Genomic DNA, 18,414 nt, shown 5'->3' with positions numbered 1-18,414 from the left:
GGTTTTATGGTTGGATTTATCAATAAAGTAAATCAGTTAGAGAAAGCAGAGCAAATTAATTTTTATTTGAATTTACAGCGCTATTTACTAAAAGTGTTTGCCAAAGATATTTATAACCATCAAGAACAACTACAGAATGATTTTCAACGATTTAAAGAATCTAACTTATATGAACCAGTTCTTCAATACTTTTGTGAAAAATGCTATACAGATTTAGCTTTAGATATTTCTGACTTTAAAAAGTTAAATAAGAAGCGGTTCAAACTATGCAAAGTTTGTGGGAAACCATTACTTGCTTGTGATCGTATGAATGGTATTAGCTTTTGTTATGAACCAAATTACAAACGTTACACAATAGAAAAGCAACGCTTCTTTCATTCAAGTAAACAAACGAGCCAATGCCAAATGAAGAGAAAAAGCCAGTTGACCATTGAATACAATAACAGAAAGAAGATGAAGCAATGAGTAAACCTAAACGGAAATGTGCTGTAGCATCATGTAATGTACTGATTGATTACAGCGAAATGTATTGCATGAAACATAAACAAATAAAACAAGAACAAGCTTATGTACGAAACAAGCATTATAACAATACAGTTAGATATTCAGAGAAAAATAAGCAGTATGCAGACTTCTATAACTCAAGAGAGTGGAAGAATAAACGGAAGCAGATACTAATTAGAGATAACTACATTTGCCAACCATGCTTAGAAGAAAAAGGTTTGATTCATGAAGCGAATATGGTGCACCACAAAGATGAACTAAAAGACAATTGGGAAAAAAGACTTGATGAAGAAAATTTAGAATCGGTAAACACGATTTGTCACAATAAAATTGATAAGAAAAATAGACAGAATAAAAAAACAAAATAAATCTATTTTAGAGGGGGTGTTTTTTACCCCCGTACCCTTTTAAATTTCTGTAAATCGAAGTCCCCCTTTCGAAGGAAAAAAATTCCCTTTTTGAAGTTTTCAAAAAATAGTAGGTGAAAAAATGAAACAAAAATCAATAAACACACTACTTATAAGGAAAGTGACTTTTAAAAAAATAAATCGAAATTACTTTCTAAAATCATTTTTTTATCAATTTTTTGGCAAAAAGGAGGGGAAATTTTGGGGCGAGATAAAAAATTATTGGATGTAACGAAGAAGCATTTGACGAAAGAAGAAAAAGAAAAAAAGATGAAAGAGGAGGAAGTATTATATAACTATACCCCCCTCGATTTTTCAAAGATTCCCAAGTGGTTAAATAAGACAGCTAAAAAGGAATGGAAAAGAATTGGTATATATCTGACTGAACTACCAATTTCAGAATTAGATAGAAAATCAGTAGAGCTATATTGTTACTATGTTGCCTTAATTGAAGAGGCTGGTAATCAATTGAACGAAGAACCTATTATAGTTTTTGATAAGCGTAATCCTTTAATAGATACGATTAACGGAGCTAGTAAAGAATTGAAAACATTAACTAATTCACTAGGATTAACCATTAATGCACGTATGAAAATAGCAAATCCTTCTGAAATCGAACCCCAAAAAGTAGACCCTTTCGCTGAAATGTTCCGAAGGGTTGAAGAAAATGGTGGTTAAAGATTATGTTCAAATTTATATTGATGCCGTAGAATCTGGCGAAATCATAGTAGGTAAAAAGATACAAAAGGCTATTGATAGGCATAGAAGAGATTTATGGCGAATGGAAAACGATACGAATTTTGAATATGTTTATAAACCAGAGCAAGCAGAAATGATTATAGCTTTTATTGGAATGCTTCCAGACCCTAAAACAAGAGAACCAAATGAAATTGCGAAATTTCAAAATTTTATCCTTTGCTTGCTTTGGGGGTGGCGACATAAAAAGACAAATTGCCGAAGATTTACAAAAGCTTATATATCATTAGCCCGCAAAAATGGTAAATCATTATTGGTTTCAGGGATTGCTTTATATTGTTTGTTGTATGAACGTAACCCAAAAAGTGCAAGGCAAATTTACGCTACAGCTAATAAAAAAGATCAAGCAAGAATTGTTTTTAATATGGTTAAGTCACAACTGAAAGCCTTAAGAGGTAGCAGTGAAGAAGTGAAGAAACGTACGAAAATACTTCAAAAAGAAATTATTACCAAAGATGAAAGCTTTATGCAACCTTTATCTAGTGATGCTGATACATTAGATGGTTTAGATACGTTATTAGGCATTTTTGATGAATATTCTTATTCTAAAACTACTGAAATGATGGACGTAATCGAAACTTCTATGAGCCAGCAAGATGAACCATTAGTAATTATTATCAGTACTGCCAGCAACAAACTAAATTATCCAATGTACGATATTGAATATAAGTATGTCAAAAAAATATTAAGCGGAGAAGTGGAAGATGATGAGTATTTGGCACTTTGTTGGGAACAAGATAATGTAAAAGAAATTACTGATGAAAAACTATGGATTAAATCCAATCCTTTACTTGAATCTAAGAATGAAAAAGTTGTCACACGTACAATAAAACGTATTAGAAAACTGTATAAAGAAGGTCTTGCTAAAGGTACTGTATCGAATGTTTTGACCAAGCATTTTAATTTATGGGTTCAAGCTTCAAAAGAAAGTTTTATGTCTGCTGATGAATGGAACAAAGCCAAGAAAGTTATTGAAAATTCAAGTTTAAAAGGACGAAAAATATTTATTGGACTGGATTTGTCTAGGGTTGGGGATATTACTTCTATAAGCTGGGCAATTCCAATTGAAGAGTTAGAGAAAATTTATATTGATAGCCATTCTTTCATTGGTAATAAAGCTGGGATTGAAGCCAAAGAAAAAGAAGATAAAACACCTTACCGACAATATGCAAAAGCTGGATATTGTGAAATAACTACACTCGAATCTGGATTAGTAGACCATAAAGACATGCTGATATGGTTAGAAGATTTTATTGAATCTAATGAATTGATTGTAGAAGCTATTTGCTATGACCCGTATAACTTTAATCAATTGATTCCTTTATTAGAAGAGCGTTGGGGAAATAAGTTAATAGAAGTGCGACAAGGTTATATTACCTTATCACCAGCAATTAAACGTTTTAAGGAAGATATTTTAAATAAAGTGGCGATCCATGGAGAAAATCCACTTCTTACACGAGCAATAAATAATGCAATAGTTGTAGAACAAAATGATGCGTGGATGATTGATAAAAAAATGAACCGCAATAAAATAGACCCATTGGCTGCGTTATTAAACGCCTATACAAGAATTATGTACTTTGATTTTAATGCGATTACTGTAGATGAATTGGTAGAAAATGGGGAATACGGTTTTGGGTACTAGGAGGGAAAAAATGGAGAAAATTTATATAATAACAACTATTCTTTATATTTTAGGTATGCTCTCCTTCATTGTGGGAGCATTTTTATTTAACTTTATTTTCGGTTTTGTAATTGCGGGTGTAGCTTTTTTGGTATCCTGTTTTGTTTTAAGCCGAGAATATCAAAATGTACCAATAAAAAGAAAGTAGGTGAGTAGATGGGCATTTTTATGCGAACCGAACAACGTAGTATTTCAAACATAGCACAAGCCGTTGATTATATTTCTATGTCTGATGTTAGTGCGTTGGCTAGTGTTCAAGGTGAAACGGCGTTATTACAGAGTGACATTTTCACAGCAGTTAGAATTATTGCTTCAGATATTGCAAGTTCTGAAATAGTTTTATCAAAGGGTAAAGATGATGAAGTTTTGCGAATGTTAAACAATAAGCCTAATGACCATATGACTGCTTTTAGCTTTAAATATGCAATGATTGCTAATTTATTATTAACAGGTAATGCTTATGCGTTAGTGAATGGTGATCAATTAACGTTTTTAAAACCATCGCAGGTTACAGTACAAGAAGATGAAGAGACAGAAGAAATTTTTTATAGTGTGATGCTACAAAATACTAAAACAATCTTATGCAATGAAAATGAGATTATCCATTTTAAAGCAATGACCACCAACGGGAAGAAAGGAATTAGTCCTTTATATTCCTTAAAGCCAGAATTAAACATGCTTAAAAACGGTAATCATTTACTTGCTTCTTTCTTCAAGAAAGGAGTACAAGCAGGCGGTATTTTAACTTTAAAAAAATCTACTCTAAATAATGAAACCAAGAAGCAAATTAGAAAGGATTTTGAAGAAGTCAACGCAGGTGCTCAAAATGCTGGCGGTGTAATTGTTTTAGATGAAACACAGGAATTTAAACGAATTGAAATTGACACTAAAGTTTTAGAGATGATTCAAAATAACGTTTATAGTACAAAACAAATTGCTAAAACGTTTGGTATTCCCTTAAGCCGTTTTGGTATGGAAATGGTGAACACCTCGGAGACAGAAGCAAATGATGCTTATATTTCTTCCACACTAAATGGCTATAAAAAAATGATGTGCCAAGAGTTAGATTGGAAACTAGGCATTTTTGAAGGTGAACAATTTATTTTATTTGATATGGATTTTTCCACACTGAAAGGCAGAGATAGAAACACCATGTTTACAAAAATGATTGAAAAAAATAATGGTGAAGGCGTTTTAACTATTAACGAAGTGCGGGAATTTTACGGAAAAGAACCAGTGCAAGGTGGAGATGAAATATACAAAAATTCCGCTTCAATTCCCATTGAAAAATTATTGAGTTAAGAAAGGAAGAACAAGAATGGAACAAAAATCAATTGAAACACGTAGTGTAGAAGATGTTAAGCCTTTAGATGATATGACTATTTCAGGTTATGCCATTAAATTTGATGAAAAAAGTAAATTGCTTGGTAATTATTATGAAGTTATTGATTCAAAGGCGTTAAGTAAAACAGATTTAAGTGATGTAAAATGTTACTTCAATCATGATTCTAGCGCCGTTTTAGGTAGAACAAAAGCTAAAACTTTAGAATTAATTATTGATAATAAAGGATTAATGTTTAAGTGTATGTTACCTAATACAACATATGCAAAAGACCTTTACGAATCAATAAAAAGGGGGGATGTTAATGAATGTTCTTTCGGTTTTTTAGTGGACAAGAAAAATACCAATGCGCAAAAAATTGTTAGAAATTCTGATGGAACATTTACACGATACATTTATGAGATTGCAGAACTTACTGAAATCAGTATTGTACCAGAGCCAGCTTATAATGATACTTCGGTAGAGGTGGCGAAACGTTCGCTAGATGAAGCAAAAGAAAAATATGAAAAAGAAAAAATCAGTTTGGAATTAGAGCTTTTAACGTTACGTTAAAGGCTTTTTTTATATCTAAAATTTAGGAGGAATATTATGGATATTGAAGAATTAAAAAAACAAGCACAAGAAGCAATTGACAGTGGAGAATTAGAAAAAGCCCGTGAATTAATGGATAAAATCAAAGAATTAACGACAGAAGCAAGCAAGGCAGAAGAAGAAACACGTACTACAGAAGATAAAGAAAAAATGCAAGCAGAACTTGATGCCATTAAACCAGTAGAAAAGCGGAGCCGAAGCCGTAAAGTAGAAAAGCGTACCTTACGAGAAGTTGAGAATTTGGAAGATAATCAATTACAAGCCTTTGAAAATTTCATTCGTACAGAAGGTGTTGAAAAACGTGGCTTAAATACAAGCAACACATCTGTAGTAGTGCCAACAGATATTTCTACAGATGTATTAGAACTAAAAGATAACTTAGATGACTTATCACAATACATTACTGTGCAAGAAGTTGGTACGGGTTCTGGTAAGTTCCCAGTGGCAAAACGAGCTACTTCTGTATTAGCAACCAAAGAAGAATTAGCTGAAATTGCTGATGTCGATGAGCCACTATTTATTGAAGTTGATTATAAAGTAGAAACCCGTATTGGTAAAATCATGTTTTCTAATGAATTAATCGAAGATGCAGCAGTAAATGTTGTTGATTATTCTAAAAAACAAATGAAACGTATGGTTAAAAATACCAATAATAAAAATATTTTAGCTATTTTATCAAAATTTACAGCGACTGTTGCAACTGATACCGATGGATTGAAAAATGTTATTAATGTGCAATTAGATCCAGAATTAGATATTAAATTGTTGGTTAATCAAGATGCCTATAATTATTTAGATACTTTAAAGGATATTGAAGGTCGCTATTTATTGCAACCAAGCTTAAGTGCGCCAAGTGGCAAACAATTTGCAGGACATGATGTGATTGTAGTAAGCAACAAAGTAGCACCTACACCAAAAGATACCGTTGGATTTATCTTTATTGGTGATTTAGAAGAAGCTTGTATTTTATTTAAACGAAAAGAAATTACTGCGGAATGGGAAAAATTCGATTCTTACAGTAAAGGTTTAGCCGTTGGTGTTCGTTCGGATTACAAACAAGTAGACCCAGAAGCAGGATTTGTTGTTAATTTGAAACCAGTTGTTGAAGGTGAAGAGACACCACAAACTAAATAAGGTGGTAGCTTAAATGGAACTAAGTGAATTAAAGACGTTTCTTAGAATTGATTATGATACCGAAGATACTATTTTAGTACATTTAAAAAGCGTAGCGGAAAGTTATGTTTTAGGTGCTATTGAAGTAAAAGAAACGGAAGATGTTCGCTTTAAACATGCTGTAGCTCTGTTAGTTGGTCATTGGCTAGCTAACAGAGAATCAACCACAGATTTAAATTTAAATGCAATTCCATTTGGAGTTGAAAGTTTAATCCAGCAATTAAGGGGGTTGTCCCATGGGTAGATTTGTTAATACAGGTGATTTAAACGAACGTATAGTTTTTATCAAAAAAGAAAATAGCAAAGATGATTTTGGTGAGAATATCGTATTAGAAGAAACTATTCATGAATGTTATGCGTGTGTACAAGAGCAGTTTTTAAGCGATGTTAAAAGTACAATTGGAACCGTGTTAGAAGATACAACAACCTTTATTATTCGTTATCAACAGAGAGAAAAAATTACTCGTACGATGCGTATCAAATGGCGTGAACAAGAATATGAAATTGAAAAAATTAATCCCGATCCACGTAAGCGCCGATTTACAACAATCATTGCGAAGGCGATAGAGTAATGTCCTTTACTGTTAAAAGTGATTTGGCAGAAAGTTTACAAATACTTGGTGTCAAAAGAGAAAAAATAGAAAATTTGGCAGTGGGAAAAGCTGCGGAATTGATAGCGGATGAATTGGCAGAAAGAACGCCTAAAAGTAAAAACGGACACCAACACGCAAGAAATAATGTCGTATATTCTCAACCAAAAAATGGAGAAAGTTTTATAGGCTATGACAAAGAAGTTGCTTGGCGTATGCACTTTTTAGAATTTGGAACGATAAAGCAGGTACCTAAAGCAATTGTCCAAAGAACCATGCGGGAGATGGAAGAAACTGTTATTGACTTGATGGCGGAAGTGATAAGAAAGGAGCTAGGCTTAAGTTGAACATTCCTATTAAACAAGTATTTGATATTCTAAGTGAACAAGAAGAATTGAAAACAATCAATTTTCACTTGAATTACATTCCAGAAGCAGAACAGCTATTAGAAAAATTACCATTAGGTCGCTTAGTAGAAATAGATACAACTTATATAGACTATGCTTCTAATGACCCACTTTCTTTAGAGTTTTGCATTCAAGTGGATTTATGGTTTTCTTCTTTACAAGAAGCGAATAAATACTATTTTTTAATAGATAAATTAATGAGAAAAAACAACTGGCAATGCGCTTATTCAGAATTAACGACAGATGTAGATTTAGAAAAATGTCCTAGGATTATCAAACGATATTACACAATACAAAGAATTAAAATTAATTAGTTAGGAGAGATTAGAATATGGCAACAGTAGGGTTTGAACGTGCAATTGTCGGTGTGCATGAAAAAAATACCGATTCAGAAAAAGTAACACAAGAATTTGAAATCAACTCACAACAGGGCGGTACCATTGATGCAAAGATTACAGGTTTAGCAGCTGCTAGTAATACAACGTTTGCTTCTGATGGTGCTTTCCATGTGTCGGCAGTTGGTTCTGGTTCTCCAAAATGTGCTTTACAAGTTGCGGATTTATATCCAGAATTATATGACGCAATTACGGGAGCAGAAAAAACGCCACAAGGATATACAGCGTTAGGTAAGAATACACGTCCACCATATGTATCAATTATTTTTATTTCTCATGATAAAGATGGAAATGAACTATATATTGCATTAACGAAAGGAAAATTTGGTGCGCCAGATGAAGAGTTGAAAACGTCGGAAGATAAAGGGGCAGAATTGCAAACAGACAGCATAGAAGGGAACTTTGTAAATCGTGGATTAGATGGATATGCTTATGTTAAAGCAAAAGGAGAAGCAGGGAAGAATGATCAAGCGTTAGAAGAATTTAAAGCTTTTGTATTTAATAATGCAGAAGAACAGAATACACCCTAATGCGCCCCAAAATCCACAAAGTACATTGAATGAAGACGGTTCAGTAACTATTTTATTTGATGCAGTGGCAGGGGCTAAATCATATGTGATCCATTATGGTAATGCTAATGAATCTGATCCGAAAAAAGCAATTTTTATGGGATATACGGAAACTAACACATGGATATTATCCAAAGAAGACTTACCAGCGAATACTACAGGAGATAAACTTTATTTCTATGTACAAACCTTTAACGAATTAGGTGAAGGCGCAAATGACATAGAAAAAGCTTCCTACTTAAATAATAATAAACTGGGTTCAGCATGGAGTGAACCAACAATAATTACAGTACCAGAAGGAGAATCTAAATGATTAAATTAGCATTGAAACAACAAGATGGAGAAACAAAAATATTTACTCAAGAATTTGTTAGTGGTCGAAAACTGCGTAACATGCTAGTTTTCTTCAAAAAAGTAGAAAAAGAAAATGTAGACGAGCTAGAAATGTTAGATGAACTAGTGAATACTGTTGCTAATTTATTTGATAATGACTTGGTTACTTTCGATACTATTTGGGATGGAATTGAAGCTTCAAAAATGGCTGAAACATTACGTGATGTGCTAAATCAGGCAATGGGTAAAGAAGAAAAAAAGCCAGTAGCGGAACAGTAACTATTGAAAAAGCTTTAGAAAGTTTAGATGACTTATACCGTCAGCTATTAGAAAATGGCTGGACGTTAAATGATATAGAAGAATGCGATATAAATTTATTGTTAAGTCTCTACGAAGAAAAAACAAATCAAGAGGTTATGAATGCAGAAGACTTCTTTAATATGATCTAAAAAGATAGCTATTTAGCTATCTTTTTTTGCTATTAAGGATTAAAAGGAGGTGCAATGTATGGCAAAGAAAGGTAAACCAATAGGGAGTATTGGTGGTGTTCTAACGCTTGATGGCACTCAATTTGGTAATACACTAGACGAAATCACAAGAGGAATTAAGCTAGCAGAATCAGCAATGAAAACCAATATGAAAATATTGGGAGATGCTGGTAAAAGCTATGATGGTCTTTCTCAGCATGCGAAAGATTTAGAAGTAGTAATGGAAGGACAGCGCAAGAAAGTCGAGGAGCTGACTAAACGACATAAAGAAGCTTCTGAAAAATATGGTGAAAATTCTAAACAAGCACAAAATTTAGCTGTCCAAGTAAATAAAGCGACAGAAAAATATACTTTATATGAACGTCAATTAAATAATACAAAAAAAGAAATGGCGTATGCTTCGACAGAAGTTAATAAGTTATCTCAAGAAATGAAAGATAACGAAAAAGAAACAAATAGCCAAGTATCAGCTTTAAAACGTGCTGGTGATGAAGCAGGCGCTATGGAAGTGAAGCAAAAAGGTTTATCCCGTCAAGTTTCTTTATCTAAACAAGCGGTAGAAGAACAAAGAAAAGTAGTTGAACGATTAAGTAAAGAGTTTGGGGAAAGTTCAGCTGAAACATTAGATGCCAAAAATGCTCTTGCTAAATTAGAACGCCAAGCAGATAGTTCTAAACAAGAATTTAAGGCACTGGGTAATAGCGTTGAAGATGCAGGTGATAATTCTAAGAAATTAGATATGAGTGAAAGTATGAAGCCAACTGAAAAAGGGCTAGGTGCCTTATCAGAAGGATTTGGTGGACTGAAAGGCATACTGAAAGGCGGTTTCTATTTAGCAGGGATCCAAGCGGTAAAAAATGAAATTGTAGATATTGTTAAAGGTATCAGTGATGCAAGCCAAAGTTTCAGAGATTTAAAAGCACAATTAGGTTTAGCAGATAAGGCGACAGGGGATTTAGTAAATATCGCAACAACTATTTATTCAGAAGGATTTGGTGAATCATTAGACGATGTTCAAGAATCATTAGTGACTGTTAAGCAGTTATTACCAGATATTGATGACGGTAGTTTAAAACAAATGGCTACAGATGCACTAGCATTTTCTAAAGCTACAGGTTCAGATTTAAATGAAAGTCTTCGTGGCGCTATTAATATGGTTAAAAACTTCAAAATTTCAGGGACAGAAGCATTTAACTATTTAAATAAAGGTGCCCAAACAGGGTTAAATGTATCAGGTGAATTAGCTGACAATATGACAGAATATTCTCAAGTCTTGGGACAAATGGGGTTTACAGCTAAAGATACAATGAGCGTATTAAATAATGGGTTACAAAATGGCGCTTTTAACCTTGATAAAGTAAATGATTTTGTAAAAGAATTTGGTATTAGTCTAAATGATGGGCGCATTGAAGAAAATTTAGGGTCTTTCTCTAAAGGCACACAGGAACTTTTTGTTCAATATAGAAAGGGGAAAGCTACTTCAAAAGATGTCATGATGTCGTTAATTGGCGATCTTGAGAATATGAAAAATAAACAAGATGAAGCAACGCTTGCTTCTAATATTTGGAGTGCACTAGGAGAAGATAACGCCTTACAAGTTGTTGAAAGTTTAAATGATGTAAATAAACAATATGATAATGTAAATGATACTGCAAAAAATGTGGCAGACAATGTTAAAGATATTTCACCATGGGAAATATTGAAACGTAATACAACAACTGCATTTACGGATATTGGTGTTGCTATTGCACCGCTTGGGAACAAACTAGGAGAAAATATTTTAAAAGGTGCTCAAAGCCTAAAGACAAAGCTAAAACCAACCATGGATGGGATTAAAGGAATTATTTTTGAAATTGCTGGTAATGATGATCGAAAAAAACAAGGACATGATATCTTAGCTAAATTAATGCCAGAAACAAGCGTAAAAAAAGTTGAAAGTGCTATAGGAAAAGTGAAACAAGGAATGGACGTAGTTAAGAATGCCATTTCAGCAACTTTTAAAAGTTTATCGCCTATTTTTAATAGCCTAGTAAAAACACTTATTCCTATGTTGATGCCAATCATTAAAAAAATAGGTTCGGCTATTTCAGAAATATTTGGTGAAATCAAGAGCTTTTGGAACGAGAATGGAAAACAATTCATAGAAGCATTTAAAAACTTCCTTGTCTTTATTCAACCAGTTTTAAAAATAGTAGTTGATATTCTTAGTTCCTTTGTTGATTCGGTAATTGGGTTTATCCACGGTGTTTTAAATATTATTCAAGGAGCAATTAAAGTTTTTACAGGGATGTTTACTGGTGACTTTAAAAAAATGTGGGAAGGCATTAAACAGATGTTCTTTGGTGCAATTGAGACACTTTGGAATTGGATTAATATTTCTTTCATTGGTCGAATAACCAAAGGTATTGGTGGGTTTGGTACAGGTATTAAAGCTATCATAAAAAATATGTGGTTAGGAATTAAAGGTTTTTTCACTGGTGGTATTGGCAGTGCGGTAAGTAGCACACTAAACTTTATTAAAAATATCGGTTCACATTTGGGAAACATGGGTACAAGTGCTAAAAATGTTGTAAAAGGTATGTGGTCAGGTATTAAAAATTTCTTTAGCGATGGTGTTACTGGTATTGTTGATAAAGTAAAAGGATTACCTAAAATGATGGGTGATGGTATTAGAAATGGTGGCGATGCTTTGAAAAAAGCATTAGTTGGCATGTGGGAAGGTGCAGTTAAAGCTATTTCAGTCTCTGTAAACATGGTCATTGGCGGAGCCAACTGGATCTTAGGGAAATTTGGTAGTAAGAATAAAATTGAAGAATGGCACCCATATGCAAAAGGAACAGACGAACACAAAGGCGGACATGCGCTTGTAAATGATGGCGCAGGGGCTGAGTTAATCCAAATGCCAGATGGTCGCATGTATTTACCTCAAGGGAAAAATGTATTCATTCCTAATGCTCCTAAAGGAATGAAAGTTTTACCAGCGGAACAAACAGCACAAGTTATGGGATATACAGCACCAACTTTTGCTTATAAAAATGGTATCGGTGACTTCTTTGGCGGAATTTGGAATGGAGTGAAACAAACAGCCAGTAATGTTAAAGATTTTGCATTAGATATTTTTGATTATGCTAAAAATCCGGCAAAATTAGTTAGTACTGTAGTAGATAAGTTTGTAAATTTTGGCGGATTAAGTGGAATTTTCTTAGATATGGGAAAAGGTTTAGTAAGTACGGCTAAAAATACAATGTTTGGGTGGGTTAAAAATCTCTTTGCCGAAGATGAAAAGAACAGTTCTACCCCAGCTGGTACAGGTGTAGAGCGTTGGAGAGGAACCGTTAAGAAAGCTTTAGGGATGGTTGGATTGCCAGCAAATGATGCTTATACCAATGCTTGGTTAAGTCAGATTCAAACAGAATCAGGCGGGAATGAAAAAGCAGTCCAAGGGGGTTATACCGATATTAATACTATCACTGGTGATTTAGCGAAAGGGTTAGTTCAGGTAATTGGTGCAACTTTTGAAGCGTTTAAAATGCCCGGTCATAATAATCGTATGAATGGATTAGATAACCTTTTAGCTGGTATGCGTTACGCCATAAGCAGATATGGTAAAGAAGGCATGCTTCAAGTGATCGGACATGGTCATGGCTACGAAAACGGCGGTATTGTATCATTCCCTCAATTTGCTTCTATTGCCGAAAATGGAGCAGAAGCAATTATTCCATTGGCACAAGCAAAACGAAGTAGAGCCGTTCAGCTATTAAATAAAACAGCAAATTATTTAGGTATAAGTACAACTGGAAGTAACACTAGCATTGAAGATAAATTGGATAAATTAATACAATTAATGGTGATGTTAGTAACTAAATCTGAACCAATAACTGTTAATCAGTATTTAGAACAAGCGCCACAAATGACTGAACGAGAGCTACAGCAAGAAGCAAAACGACAACTAACAGACTTAGTGAGGGGGTTCAAGCCAGCATGATAATTACAATAAAAAATAACGATGGGGTAGCTGTTACTGTTGGCAACAGCTACCCTTTTATTTTAAGTTCAATTGAAGGAATAGAAACCGTAGAAAATACTATAGAAACAGATGAACAATATAATCTAGATGGCGCAGTTTTTGTTAGCCAGAAATTAGGTGTAAGAGATTTACGAGTAGAAGGGCGCATTATTGGGAATCATGAAAGCGATGTGGAAGAGTTACGTAGGGGATTAATCGAGGTTGGTAACCCTAAAAAATCTGTTACATTTATAGTGGAAACCAATACAAAGAAATATGAAATTGATGTGCTAGCGGTGGTTTCACCATCATTTAAGCCTGTAGAATCTCACCCAGATTTATTAGACTTTAGTTTTCAATTTAAAGCATTAGACCCATACTGGCGAGATGTAAGCTTTTATGATTCGTTAATTCCACTATCAAAAGTAGTCAATATGTTCCAATTTCCATTAGGTATTACTAAAGATTTTATATTTGCTACGGTAAAATCAGGTGATATTATCCAAGTTAATAATGATGGAGATGTTGCAACAGGGGGTGTGTTTTCAATTAAAACTTTTACCATTTGCGAAAATCCAAGAATTTATAACGTTCTTACTCAAGCATTTTTTGGTTTTGAAGGAACCTATGAAGCTGGAACAGAATTTCTTATTGATACACGTAGAGGAAAGAAAAAAGTAATAAAAATGGTGAACGGCACAGAAGAAAATGCAATGAGTGAACGTCTTGAAAATTCAACCTTCCTTTCTTTAGAAAAAGGTAGCAACTATTTACAAGTACAAGCTGATTCAGGTGTAGATGGTGTTATAGTCGATTTAACTTTTACTCCTTTAGTGATGGGGGTTTAATTTTTTTATGGCTAATGAAATAGTAATTGAAGTATTTAAAAGATTAGATAACGGATATAAAAGTGTAGAAGTACTTGATACCTTTAAAAACTTTAGTTTAGAAAGAAACTATTCAAAAGAAGATACTTTTACGCTTATTCTTTCTGTAAATGAGAATAACCTCAAAACGTATACAGCAGACAATGATACCTTTTTATTAATCAATAATAAATATTGGTTATTTGTGGATAGTGTTAAGAGTGATGATGGGAAAAAATTATCAATTGAAGGTAAGAGTTTGTTAGGATTAGTTAAATATAGGATTAACCAAAAGATTTATGATACCCAAGCAACAATGGTTAGTAAGATTATTTTTGATTTAATTAATAATAATGCCATTGATACAGATGCGAAAAGAAAAATAAGTGTGTTTAATTCAATAATCAATCAAGACACTAAAAGTAGTAAGATCGCTTATCAAAATAGTTACGGGAACGTTTTAGAAGAGATTTCCAGTTTGTTGGATGAATATGAACTAGGTATAAAAGAAATTATAGCAAGTAAAAAAGAGCCTAAAGTAAACCTAGTTATTTATTCAGGTATTGATAAATCTAAAAATATTGAATTTTCTACAAGTATGGAAAATATAATGAATGAACAATACGAGATGAACAACTATTCAGAATCAAGTGTAGCCTATGTATTTGGTGAAGGTGAGGGCACATCTAGGAAGAATGTAGTAATCAATGACAATTTAACTGATTTTGCTAGAAAAGAAGTCTATGTTGATGCTCGTGACCTACAGCAAACGACAGATGATAAAACTTTGACAGATGCACAATACAAAGAAGCACTGACTACACGAGGGAAACAAAAGCTTAATGAAGATGAAAAGATATTAGTACTGAAAGGCGATATAAATAGCCATTCAGTGCTATTTATTTTAGAGAAAGATTATCAAATAGGCGACATTGTGAAAGTGAGAAGTGCTATTTACCATTTATCATATACCACAAGACTTTTAGGGATCACCGAAACGTGGGACAAAAAAGGTTATCATATTACACCTCAATTAGGGAAAGAAAGTAAAACCATACTTGATTATTTAGGAAGGAGGTAAAAAATGGCACAATGGGCTTTTCCTTTTCTATCAGTAAATAATGATAGAACTTATAGTGATTCTGATTTTTCGCTATTTTATAAAAATATTTTTAGAAATGGGGTAGCAATAACCATTGCCAACGCCTTGAAGGTTAAAGAAGCACCTAATAAAGGTATGCGAATTATTGTTTCTAGCGGTGTGGCTGTGGTTGAAGGGCGCCAATATTTTAATACGGAAGATTTAGCGATAGATGTACCAGTTGCTTCTACTACACAAGATAGAAAAGATTGTGTAGTTGTTCGTTTAGATCTAAATAATCGTGTAATGAGTGCTGTGTATAAACAAGGCACAACGGATTTAGAACGAACGGAACAAGTTTATGAATTAAAACTAGCTGAAATCTTAGTAGTACGTAACGCTTCTGGAGTTACAAATGCAAACATTAAAGATTTTAGGGCAGATGATAATGCGTGTGGTTATACAAGTCCTTACGAAAAAATAAATGTATCAGGGTTAGAAGAACAGTATACGTCAATGTTAGAAGCTACGTTTGCTAATGTAAATCAATATGTATCAGATGAAAAAGTAAGGTTTGAATCAGATATGAAAAATGTTATTGCGTTAGGCAATGATTATATCAATCAGGCGCAAATAGATTGGCAAACATTTCTTGAAACTATTTCTACTGCAATGAATGAAGATATAACTTTAAACCTTCAAAATCAAATCATGAATTTAAGAGCAGATCAGTTAGTTTTTTCCAAGAATGATCTGCCTTTTGAATATCCAAAAATTGAAGTTTTAGCTTTAACAAATGGATTTGGTATAACTGCTTTAGGCGAAGAAAATTGGCTAGGAGATGTTCCAGAAACAATACCAACAAAAATTGGTTATCCTTCTAAAAATGCAGTGACTGTAAAAGTTCCGAATAATTGGAAAATGTCACTTCCTAAAGTTACAGAAATTAAGCCAGATATGTTCTTACTAGTAGAAGGAAATAAAAGTTTACAAATCAAAATAAAGGAGAATAGATAAAATGAAAACGAATTTTGAACGTGGTCAGTTAAATGCACAGGATGATCTAAACGCGAATTTTAAAGAGATTGAAACTGGGTTAGCTTTGCAAACCACCATTGTGGAAGGGCGACCTTTGACAGGCGCAGGTACATCTGAAACAGTTCTCCCGTTCAAGGAAGGGAGTGAAAAAAGCACTCACCCTTCAATTCCACCTTTTTTTACAGTAGGCGGAGATGGCAATCTATTGTGCTTGAAAGCTGGAACATATCTCTTTGAGAGTGCGAATTTTGTACAGCCATCAGTCGAATTTAACGGTTACTTTTACCTAAACTTAAAAATCAACGGGAGTCGTCCGGTCAATCCTCGGATTGGCGGTTTAGGAGCGAACACGGTGAAAAACAGAAATGACTTTTTTGGAAGAGTTATTGCTACTGTCCCAGAAAACGCAACGATAAGCGTGGTTACTGAAACAAATGCATCTGTAAGTTTTACAGGTTTCGGCGTTGTTGTATTGACAATCACTCCTGTTTTTTAAGCACGACGAAAAGATGGTGAATTATGGATAAAGATGAACAGTTAATACGTGAAATTCTTCAACGGTTAGCGAGAATTGAAGGAAATACCGAGGGGTTAAATACTGTCAAAGATACAGCTACGAAAGCTCTAAATATTTCTGAAACTAACCAGCAAGACATTAAAAAAATGCAAGATAATCAAATGTGGCTATGGCGATCGGTAGCTGGTCTTTTTATCGCTTATATTGTAAAGGTTCTATTTAAAATTTAGGAAGGAGGTAATGATTTGGAAAAAGCAATGAACGAAATTTTAGGAACGGGTATCATCATTAGTCCAATCGTTATTATACTGGTTGAAGTAATGAAAAAGCCTAAACTAATCCCTTCAAAATGGCTAGCACCATCAGCTTGTTTTGTGGGGATTTTGTTTGCTATCGTACTTTCTTTAACTTATCCAGACTTAGGATCTTGGCAACAACTAGCTATGTCTGGAATTGTTGCAGGTGCGATTGCTAGCGGTATCTATACGCAAACTAATTTAAAAAAATAGGAGGAAAAACATGAAAAAGAAAATTTTAGTAGGAGCCGTTGCGGCTCTTTTTTTGTTGCCTGTGAATGCGTCTGCTTATACGATTAATCATGAGTTTAACTTAGAGAGAAATGAAGGTAGCTCTCTAATAGCAAACAGGAAATATATTTTATTACATGAAACAGCAAATGAAACGGCAACAGGGCGAAATGAAGCGCAATATATGCAACGTTCATGGAATAGTGCATATACTGCTTATATCGTGGGAGATGGTGGAATTGTTTATCAAGTCGGACAACCAGGGTATGTGCAATACGGCGCTGGTTCCTATGCTAATGCAAATAGTCCTGTACAAATTGAGTTACAACATACTCATGATAAAGCAATTTTTGAGAAGAACTATAAAGCCTACGTTGAATTAGCACGTGATTCTGCAACAAAATTTAGTATTCCACTAACATTGGATTCTCCTTACAATCAATCAGGAATCAAGTCACATTTATGGGTAACACAAAATATTTGGGGGAACCACACAGATCCGTATGGTTATCTTTCTGAAATGGGGGTAAGTAAAGAAAAACTAGCTTATGATTTAGCACATGGCTTTACTGATGATAATCCAACAATATCAGACAATCAACCAGTTATTGATCCAACTAGAGCAGGCTCTGTAAATCCTACTCTTAAAGATGGTACAAATTACGCTCATATTGATCAGTTTGGAGAAATTGAAAATGCTAACTTACATGTTGCAGGTTGGCATATCGCTAATTACAAATATGAATATCTGTTTATTATGGATTACAATACTGGTAAAGAATTAGCACGAGTAAAAGCAAATGGTATTTCTCGTGATGATGTGAACCAAATTTATAAAACTTATGGAAATGTTGGCTATCACATATCATTCAACATGCGTAATTTCTCTAATAAAAAAGTATATGTCATGATGCGTGCCACAAACGATCCAACTGGTAACATAAAAGGCGGAGCACAAGATTTTCATGATAGACGTTGGTATTTGAATATTCCTAAAAGGTAAAAAATAGAATATTTATGGAATATATAGCTATTAGAAAGAGTAAATAACGGAACATCTTAAAATATTCGATATAAATAATAGACTATTTAATAAAAGGGTTCTTGGATTAAAAGGACTCTTTTATTCTTTTAAGTAGT

At 33.6% G+C, this 18,414-nt stretch carries 23 protein-coding genes; all 23 read left to right on the top strand.

The window, feature by feature from the left end:
• Positions 1–6: 6 nt before the first annotated feature.
• The 23 genes from A5844_RS10530 to A5844_RS10425 all read left to right on the top strand — a co-directional run bounded on the left by A5844_RS10530 (position 7) and on the right by A5844_RS10425 (position 18,277).
• Positions 7–465: a hypothetical protein gene (locus tag A5844_RS10530; protein ID WP_086285133.1), complete on the top strand. Its 459-nt coding sequence runs from the start codon at positions 7–9 to the stop codon at positions 463–465.
• Positions 462–872 (top strand): HNH endonuclease, encoded by a 411-nt coding sequence (locus A5844_RS10525; protein WP_086285132.1) that lies wholly within the window; start codon positions 462–464, stop codon positions 870–872. The genes A5844_RS10530 and A5844_RS10525 overlap by 4 nt, the downstream gene beginning before the upstream one ends.
• 240 nt (positions 873–1,112) lie before the next feature.
• Complete coding sequence (locus tag A5844_RS10520; RefSeq protein WP_256924550.1) at positions 1,113–1,589, top strand: phage terminase small subunit P27 family; 477 nt, start codon at positions 1,113–1,115, stop codon at positions 1,587–1,589.
• The gene (locus tag A5844_RS10515) at positions 1,579–3,312 is read left to right on the top strand and encodes a terminase large subunit (RefSeq protein WP_086285131.1); all 1,734 of its coding nucleotides are present in this window, start codon (positions 1,579–1,581) and stop codon (positions 3,310–3,312) included. The genes A5844_RS10520 and A5844_RS10515 overlap by 11 nt, the downstream gene beginning before the upstream one ends.
• Positions 3,313–3,322: 10 nt before the next feature.
• The gene (locus A5844_RS14320) at positions 3,323–3,499 is read left to right on the top strand and encodes a hypothetical protein (protein ID WP_165380863.1); all 177 of its coding nucleotides are present in this window, start codon (positions 3,323–3,325) and stop codon (positions 3,497–3,499) included.
• Between the two features lie 20 nt (positions 3,500–3,519).
• A complete protein-coding gene (locus A5844_RS10510; protein WP_218776175.1) occupies positions 3,520–4,653 on the top strand; it encodes a phage portal protein in 1,134 nt (377 codons plus the stop codon).
• A 16-nt stretch (positions 4,654–4,669) separates the two neighbouring features.
• Complete coding sequence (locus tag A5844_RS10505) at positions 4,670–5,245, top strand: HK97 family phage prohead protease (RefSeq protein ID WP_086285129.1); 576 nt, start codon at positions 4,670–4,672, stop codon at positions 5,243–5,245.
• A 36-nt stretch (positions 5,246–5,281) separates the two neighbouring features.
• Positions 5,282–6,418 carry a phage major capsid protein gene (locus tag A5844_RS10500; RefSeq protein ID WP_086285128.1) on the top strand — a complete coding sequence of 379 codons (1,137 nt, stop codon included), beginning with the start codon at positions 5,282–5,284 and terminating at the stop codon, positions 6,416–6,418.
• Positions 6,419–6,431: 13 nt separating this feature from the next.
• Positions 6,432–6,701 carry a head-tail connector protein gene (locus A5844_RS10495; RefSeq protein ID WP_086285127.1) on the top strand — a complete coding sequence of 90 codons (270 nt, stop codon included), beginning with the start codon at positions 6,432–6,434 and terminating at the stop codon, positions 6,699–6,701.
• Positions 6,694–7,029: a phage head closure protein gene (locus A5844_RS10490; RefSeq protein ID WP_086285126.1), complete on the top strand. Its 336-nt coding sequence runs from the start codon at positions 6,694–6,696 to the stop codon at positions 7,027–7,029. Before A5844_RS10495 ends, A5844_RS10490 begins: the two co-directional genes overlap by 8 nt.
• Entirely contained in the window at positions 7,029–7,394 is a 366-nt protein-coding gene (locus A5844_RS10485; RefSeq protein WP_086285125.1) for an HK97-gp10 family putative phage morphogenesis protein, read from the top strand. Before A5844_RS10490 ends, A5844_RS10485 begins: the two co-directional genes overlap by 1 nt.
• Positions 7,391–7,768: a hypothetical protein gene (locus A5844_RS10480; RefSeq protein WP_086285124.1), complete on the top strand. Its 378-nt coding sequence runs from the start codon at positions 7,391–7,393 to the stop codon at positions 7,766–7,768. The genes A5844_RS10485 and A5844_RS10480 overlap by 4 nt, the downstream gene beginning before the upstream one ends.
• A 17-nt stretch (positions 7,769–7,785) precedes the next feature.
• Positions 7,786–8,379: a major tail protein gene (locus A5844_RS10475; RefSeq protein WP_086285123.1), complete on the top strand. Its 594-nt coding sequence runs from the start codon at positions 7,786–7,788 to the stop codon at positions 8,377–8,379.
• Positions 8,354–8,731: a fibronectin type III domain-containing protein gene (locus A5844_RS10470; RefSeq protein WP_086285122.1), complete on the top strand. Its 378-nt coding sequence runs from the start codon at positions 8,354–8,356 to the stop codon at positions 8,729–8,731. Before A5844_RS10475 ends, A5844_RS10470 begins: the two co-directional genes overlap by 26 nt.
• A complete protein-coding gene (gpG, locus tag A5844_RS10465) occupies positions 8,728–9,030 on the top strand; it encodes a phage tail assembly chaperone G (protein ID WP_086285121.1) in 303 nt (100 codons plus the stop codon). The genes A5844_RS10470 and gpG overlap by 4 nt, the downstream gene beginning before the upstream one ends.
• A gap of 228 nt (positions 9,031–9,258) precedes the next feature.
• A complete protein-coding gene (locus tag A5844_RS10460) occupies positions 9,259–13,224 on the top strand; it encodes a phage tail tape measure protein (RefSeq protein WP_086285120.1) in 3,966 nt (1,321 codons plus the stop codon).
• The gene (locus tag A5844_RS10455; RefSeq protein ID WP_086285119.1) at positions 13,221–14,093 is read left to right on the top strand and encodes a phage tail family protein; all 873 of its coding nucleotides are present in this window, start codon (positions 13,221–13,223) and stop codon (positions 14,091–14,093) included. The genes A5844_RS10460 and A5844_RS10455 overlap by 4 nt, the downstream gene beginning before the upstream one ends.
• A 7-nt stretch (positions 14,094–14,100) precedes the next feature.
• Positions 14,101–15,192: a siphovirus ReqiPepy6 Gp37-like family protein gene (locus tag A5844_RS10450; protein WP_086285118.1), complete on the top strand. Its 1,092-nt coding sequence runs from the start codon at positions 14,101–14,103 to the stop codon at positions 15,190–15,192.
• 3 nt (positions 15,193–15,195) lie between these two features.
• Positions 15,196–16,209, top strand: a complete 1,014-nt coding sequence (locus A5844_RS10445; protein ID WP_086285117.1) for a structural protein — start codon at positions 15,196–15,198, stop codon at positions 16,207–16,209.
• Position 16,210: 1 nt separating this feature from the next.
• On the top strand, positions 16,211–16,726 hold the full coding sequence (locus A5844_RS10440; protein ID WP_086285116.1) for a hypothetical protein: 516 nt from the start codon (positions 16,211–16,213) through the stop codon (positions 16,724–16,726).
• 23 nt (positions 16,727–16,749) lie between these two features.
• Positions 16,750–16,977, top strand: a complete 228-nt coding sequence (locus A5844_RS10435; protein WP_086285115.1) for a hemolysin XhlA family protein — start codon at positions 16,750–16,752, stop codon at positions 16,975–16,977.
• A 15-nt stretch (positions 16,978–16,992) separates the two neighbouring features.
• On the top strand, positions 16,993–17,256 hold the full coding sequence (locus tag A5844_RS10430; RefSeq protein ID WP_086285114.1) for a holin: 264 nt from the start codon (positions 16,993–16,995) through the stop codon (positions 17,254–17,256).
• A gap of 10 nt (positions 17,257–17,266) precedes the next feature.
• The gene (locus A5844_RS10425) at positions 17,267–18,277 is read left to right on the top strand and encodes a peptidoglycan recognition protein family protein (protein ID WP_086285113.1); all 1,011 of its coding nucleotides are present in this window, start codon (positions 17,267–17,269) and stop codon (positions 18,275–18,277) included.
• Positions 18,278–18,414 lie beyond the last annotated feature (137 nt).

Origin of the sequence: Candidatus Enterococcus wittei (assembly GCF_002140175.1) — a bacterium.
Taxonomy (GTDB): Bacteria; Bacillota; Bacilli; order Lactobacillales; family Enterococcaceae; genus Enterococcus_B; species Enterococcus_B wittei.
The sequence above is the reverse complement of the archived record's forward strand: the minus strand, read 5'-3'. Positions and strand labels throughout refer to the sequence as shown.

What these genes read in the sequence shown, in the direction of transcription:
- A5844_RS10445 (WP_086285117.1), top strand. Translation starts at nt 15,196, where the DNA reads ATGGCACAATGGGCTTTTCCTTTTCTATCAGTAAATAATGATAGAACT.
- A5844_RS10490 (WP_086285126.1), top strand. Translation starts at nt 6,694, where the DNA reads ATGGGTAGATTTGTTAATACAGGTGATTTAAACGAACGTATAGTTTTT.
- A5844_RS10450 (WP_086285118.1), top strand. Translation starts at nt 14,101, where the DNA reads ATGGCTAATGAAATAGTAATTGAAGTATTTAAAAGATTAGATAACGGA.
- A5844_RS10530 (WP_086285133.1), top strand. Translation starts at nt 7, where the DNA reads ATGGTTGGATTTATCAATAAAGTAAATCAGTTAGAGAAAGCAGAGCAA.
- A5844_RS10525 (WP_086285132.1), top strand. Translation starts at nt 462, where the DNA reads ATGAGTAAACCTAAACGGAAATGTGCTGTAGCATCATGTAATGTACTG.
- A5844_RS10510 (WP_218776175.1), top strand. Translation starts at nt 3,520, where the DNA reads ATGCGAACCGAACAACGTAGTATTTCAAACATAGCACAAGCCGTTGAT.
- A5844_RS10485 (WP_086285125.1), top strand. Translation starts at nt 7,029, where the DNA reads ATGTCCTTTACTGTTAAAAGTGATTTGGCAGAAAGTTTACAAATACTT.
- A5844_RS10460 (WP_086285120.1), top strand. Translation starts at nt 9,259, where the DNA reads ATGGCAAAGAAAGGTAAACCAATAGGGAGTATTGGTGGTGTTCTAACG.
- A5844_RS10505 (WP_086285129.1), top strand. Translation starts at nt 4,670, where the DNA reads ATGGAACAAAAATCAATTGAAACACGTAGTGTAGAAGATGTTAAGCCT.
- A5844_RS10470 (WP_086285122.1), top strand. Translation starts at nt 8,354, where the DNA reads ATGCAGAAGAACAGAATACACCCTAATGCGCCCCAAAATCCACAAAGT.
- A5844_RS10435 (WP_086285115.1), top strand. Translation starts at nt 16,750, where the DNA reads ATGGATAAAGATGAACAGTTAATACGTGAAATTCTTCAACGGTTAGCG.
- A5844_RS10440 (WP_086285116.1), top strand. Translation starts at nt 16,211, where the DNA reads ATGAAAACGAATTTTGAACGTGGTCAGTTAAATGCACAGGATGATCTA.
- A5844_RS10500 (WP_086285128.1), top strand. Translation starts at nt 5,282, where the DNA reads ATGGATATTGAAGAATTAAAAAAACAAGCACAAGAAGCAATTGACAGT.
- A5844_RS10475 (WP_086285123.1), top strand. Translation starts at nt 7,786, where the DNA reads ATGGCAACAGTAGGGTTTGAACGTGCAATTGTCGGTGTGCATGAAAAA.
- A5844_RS10495 (WP_086285127.1), top strand. Translation starts at nt 6,432, where the DNA reads ATGGAACTAAGTGAATTAAAGACGTTTCTTAGAATTGATTATGATACC.
- gpG (WP_086285121.1), top strand. Translation starts at nt 8,728, where the DNA reads ATGATTAAATTAGCATTGAAACAACAAGATGGAGAAACAAAAATATTT.
- A5844_RS14320 (WP_165380863.1), top strand. Translation starts at nt 3,323, where the DNA reads ATGGAGAAAATTTATATAATAACAACTATTCTTTATATTTTAGGTATG.
- A5844_RS10455 (WP_086285119.1), top strand. Translation starts at nt 13,221, where the DNA reads ATGATAATTACAATAAAAAATAACGATGGGGTAGCTGTTACTGTTGGC.
- A5844_RS10425 (WP_086285113.1), top strand. Translation starts at nt 17,267, where the DNA reads ATGAAAAAGAAAATTTTAGTAGGAGCCGTTGCGGCTCTTTTTTTGTTG.
- A5844_RS10515 (WP_086285131.1), top strand. Translation starts at nt 1,579, where the DNA reads ATGGTGGTTAAAGATTATGTTCAAATTTATATTGATGCCGTAGAATCT.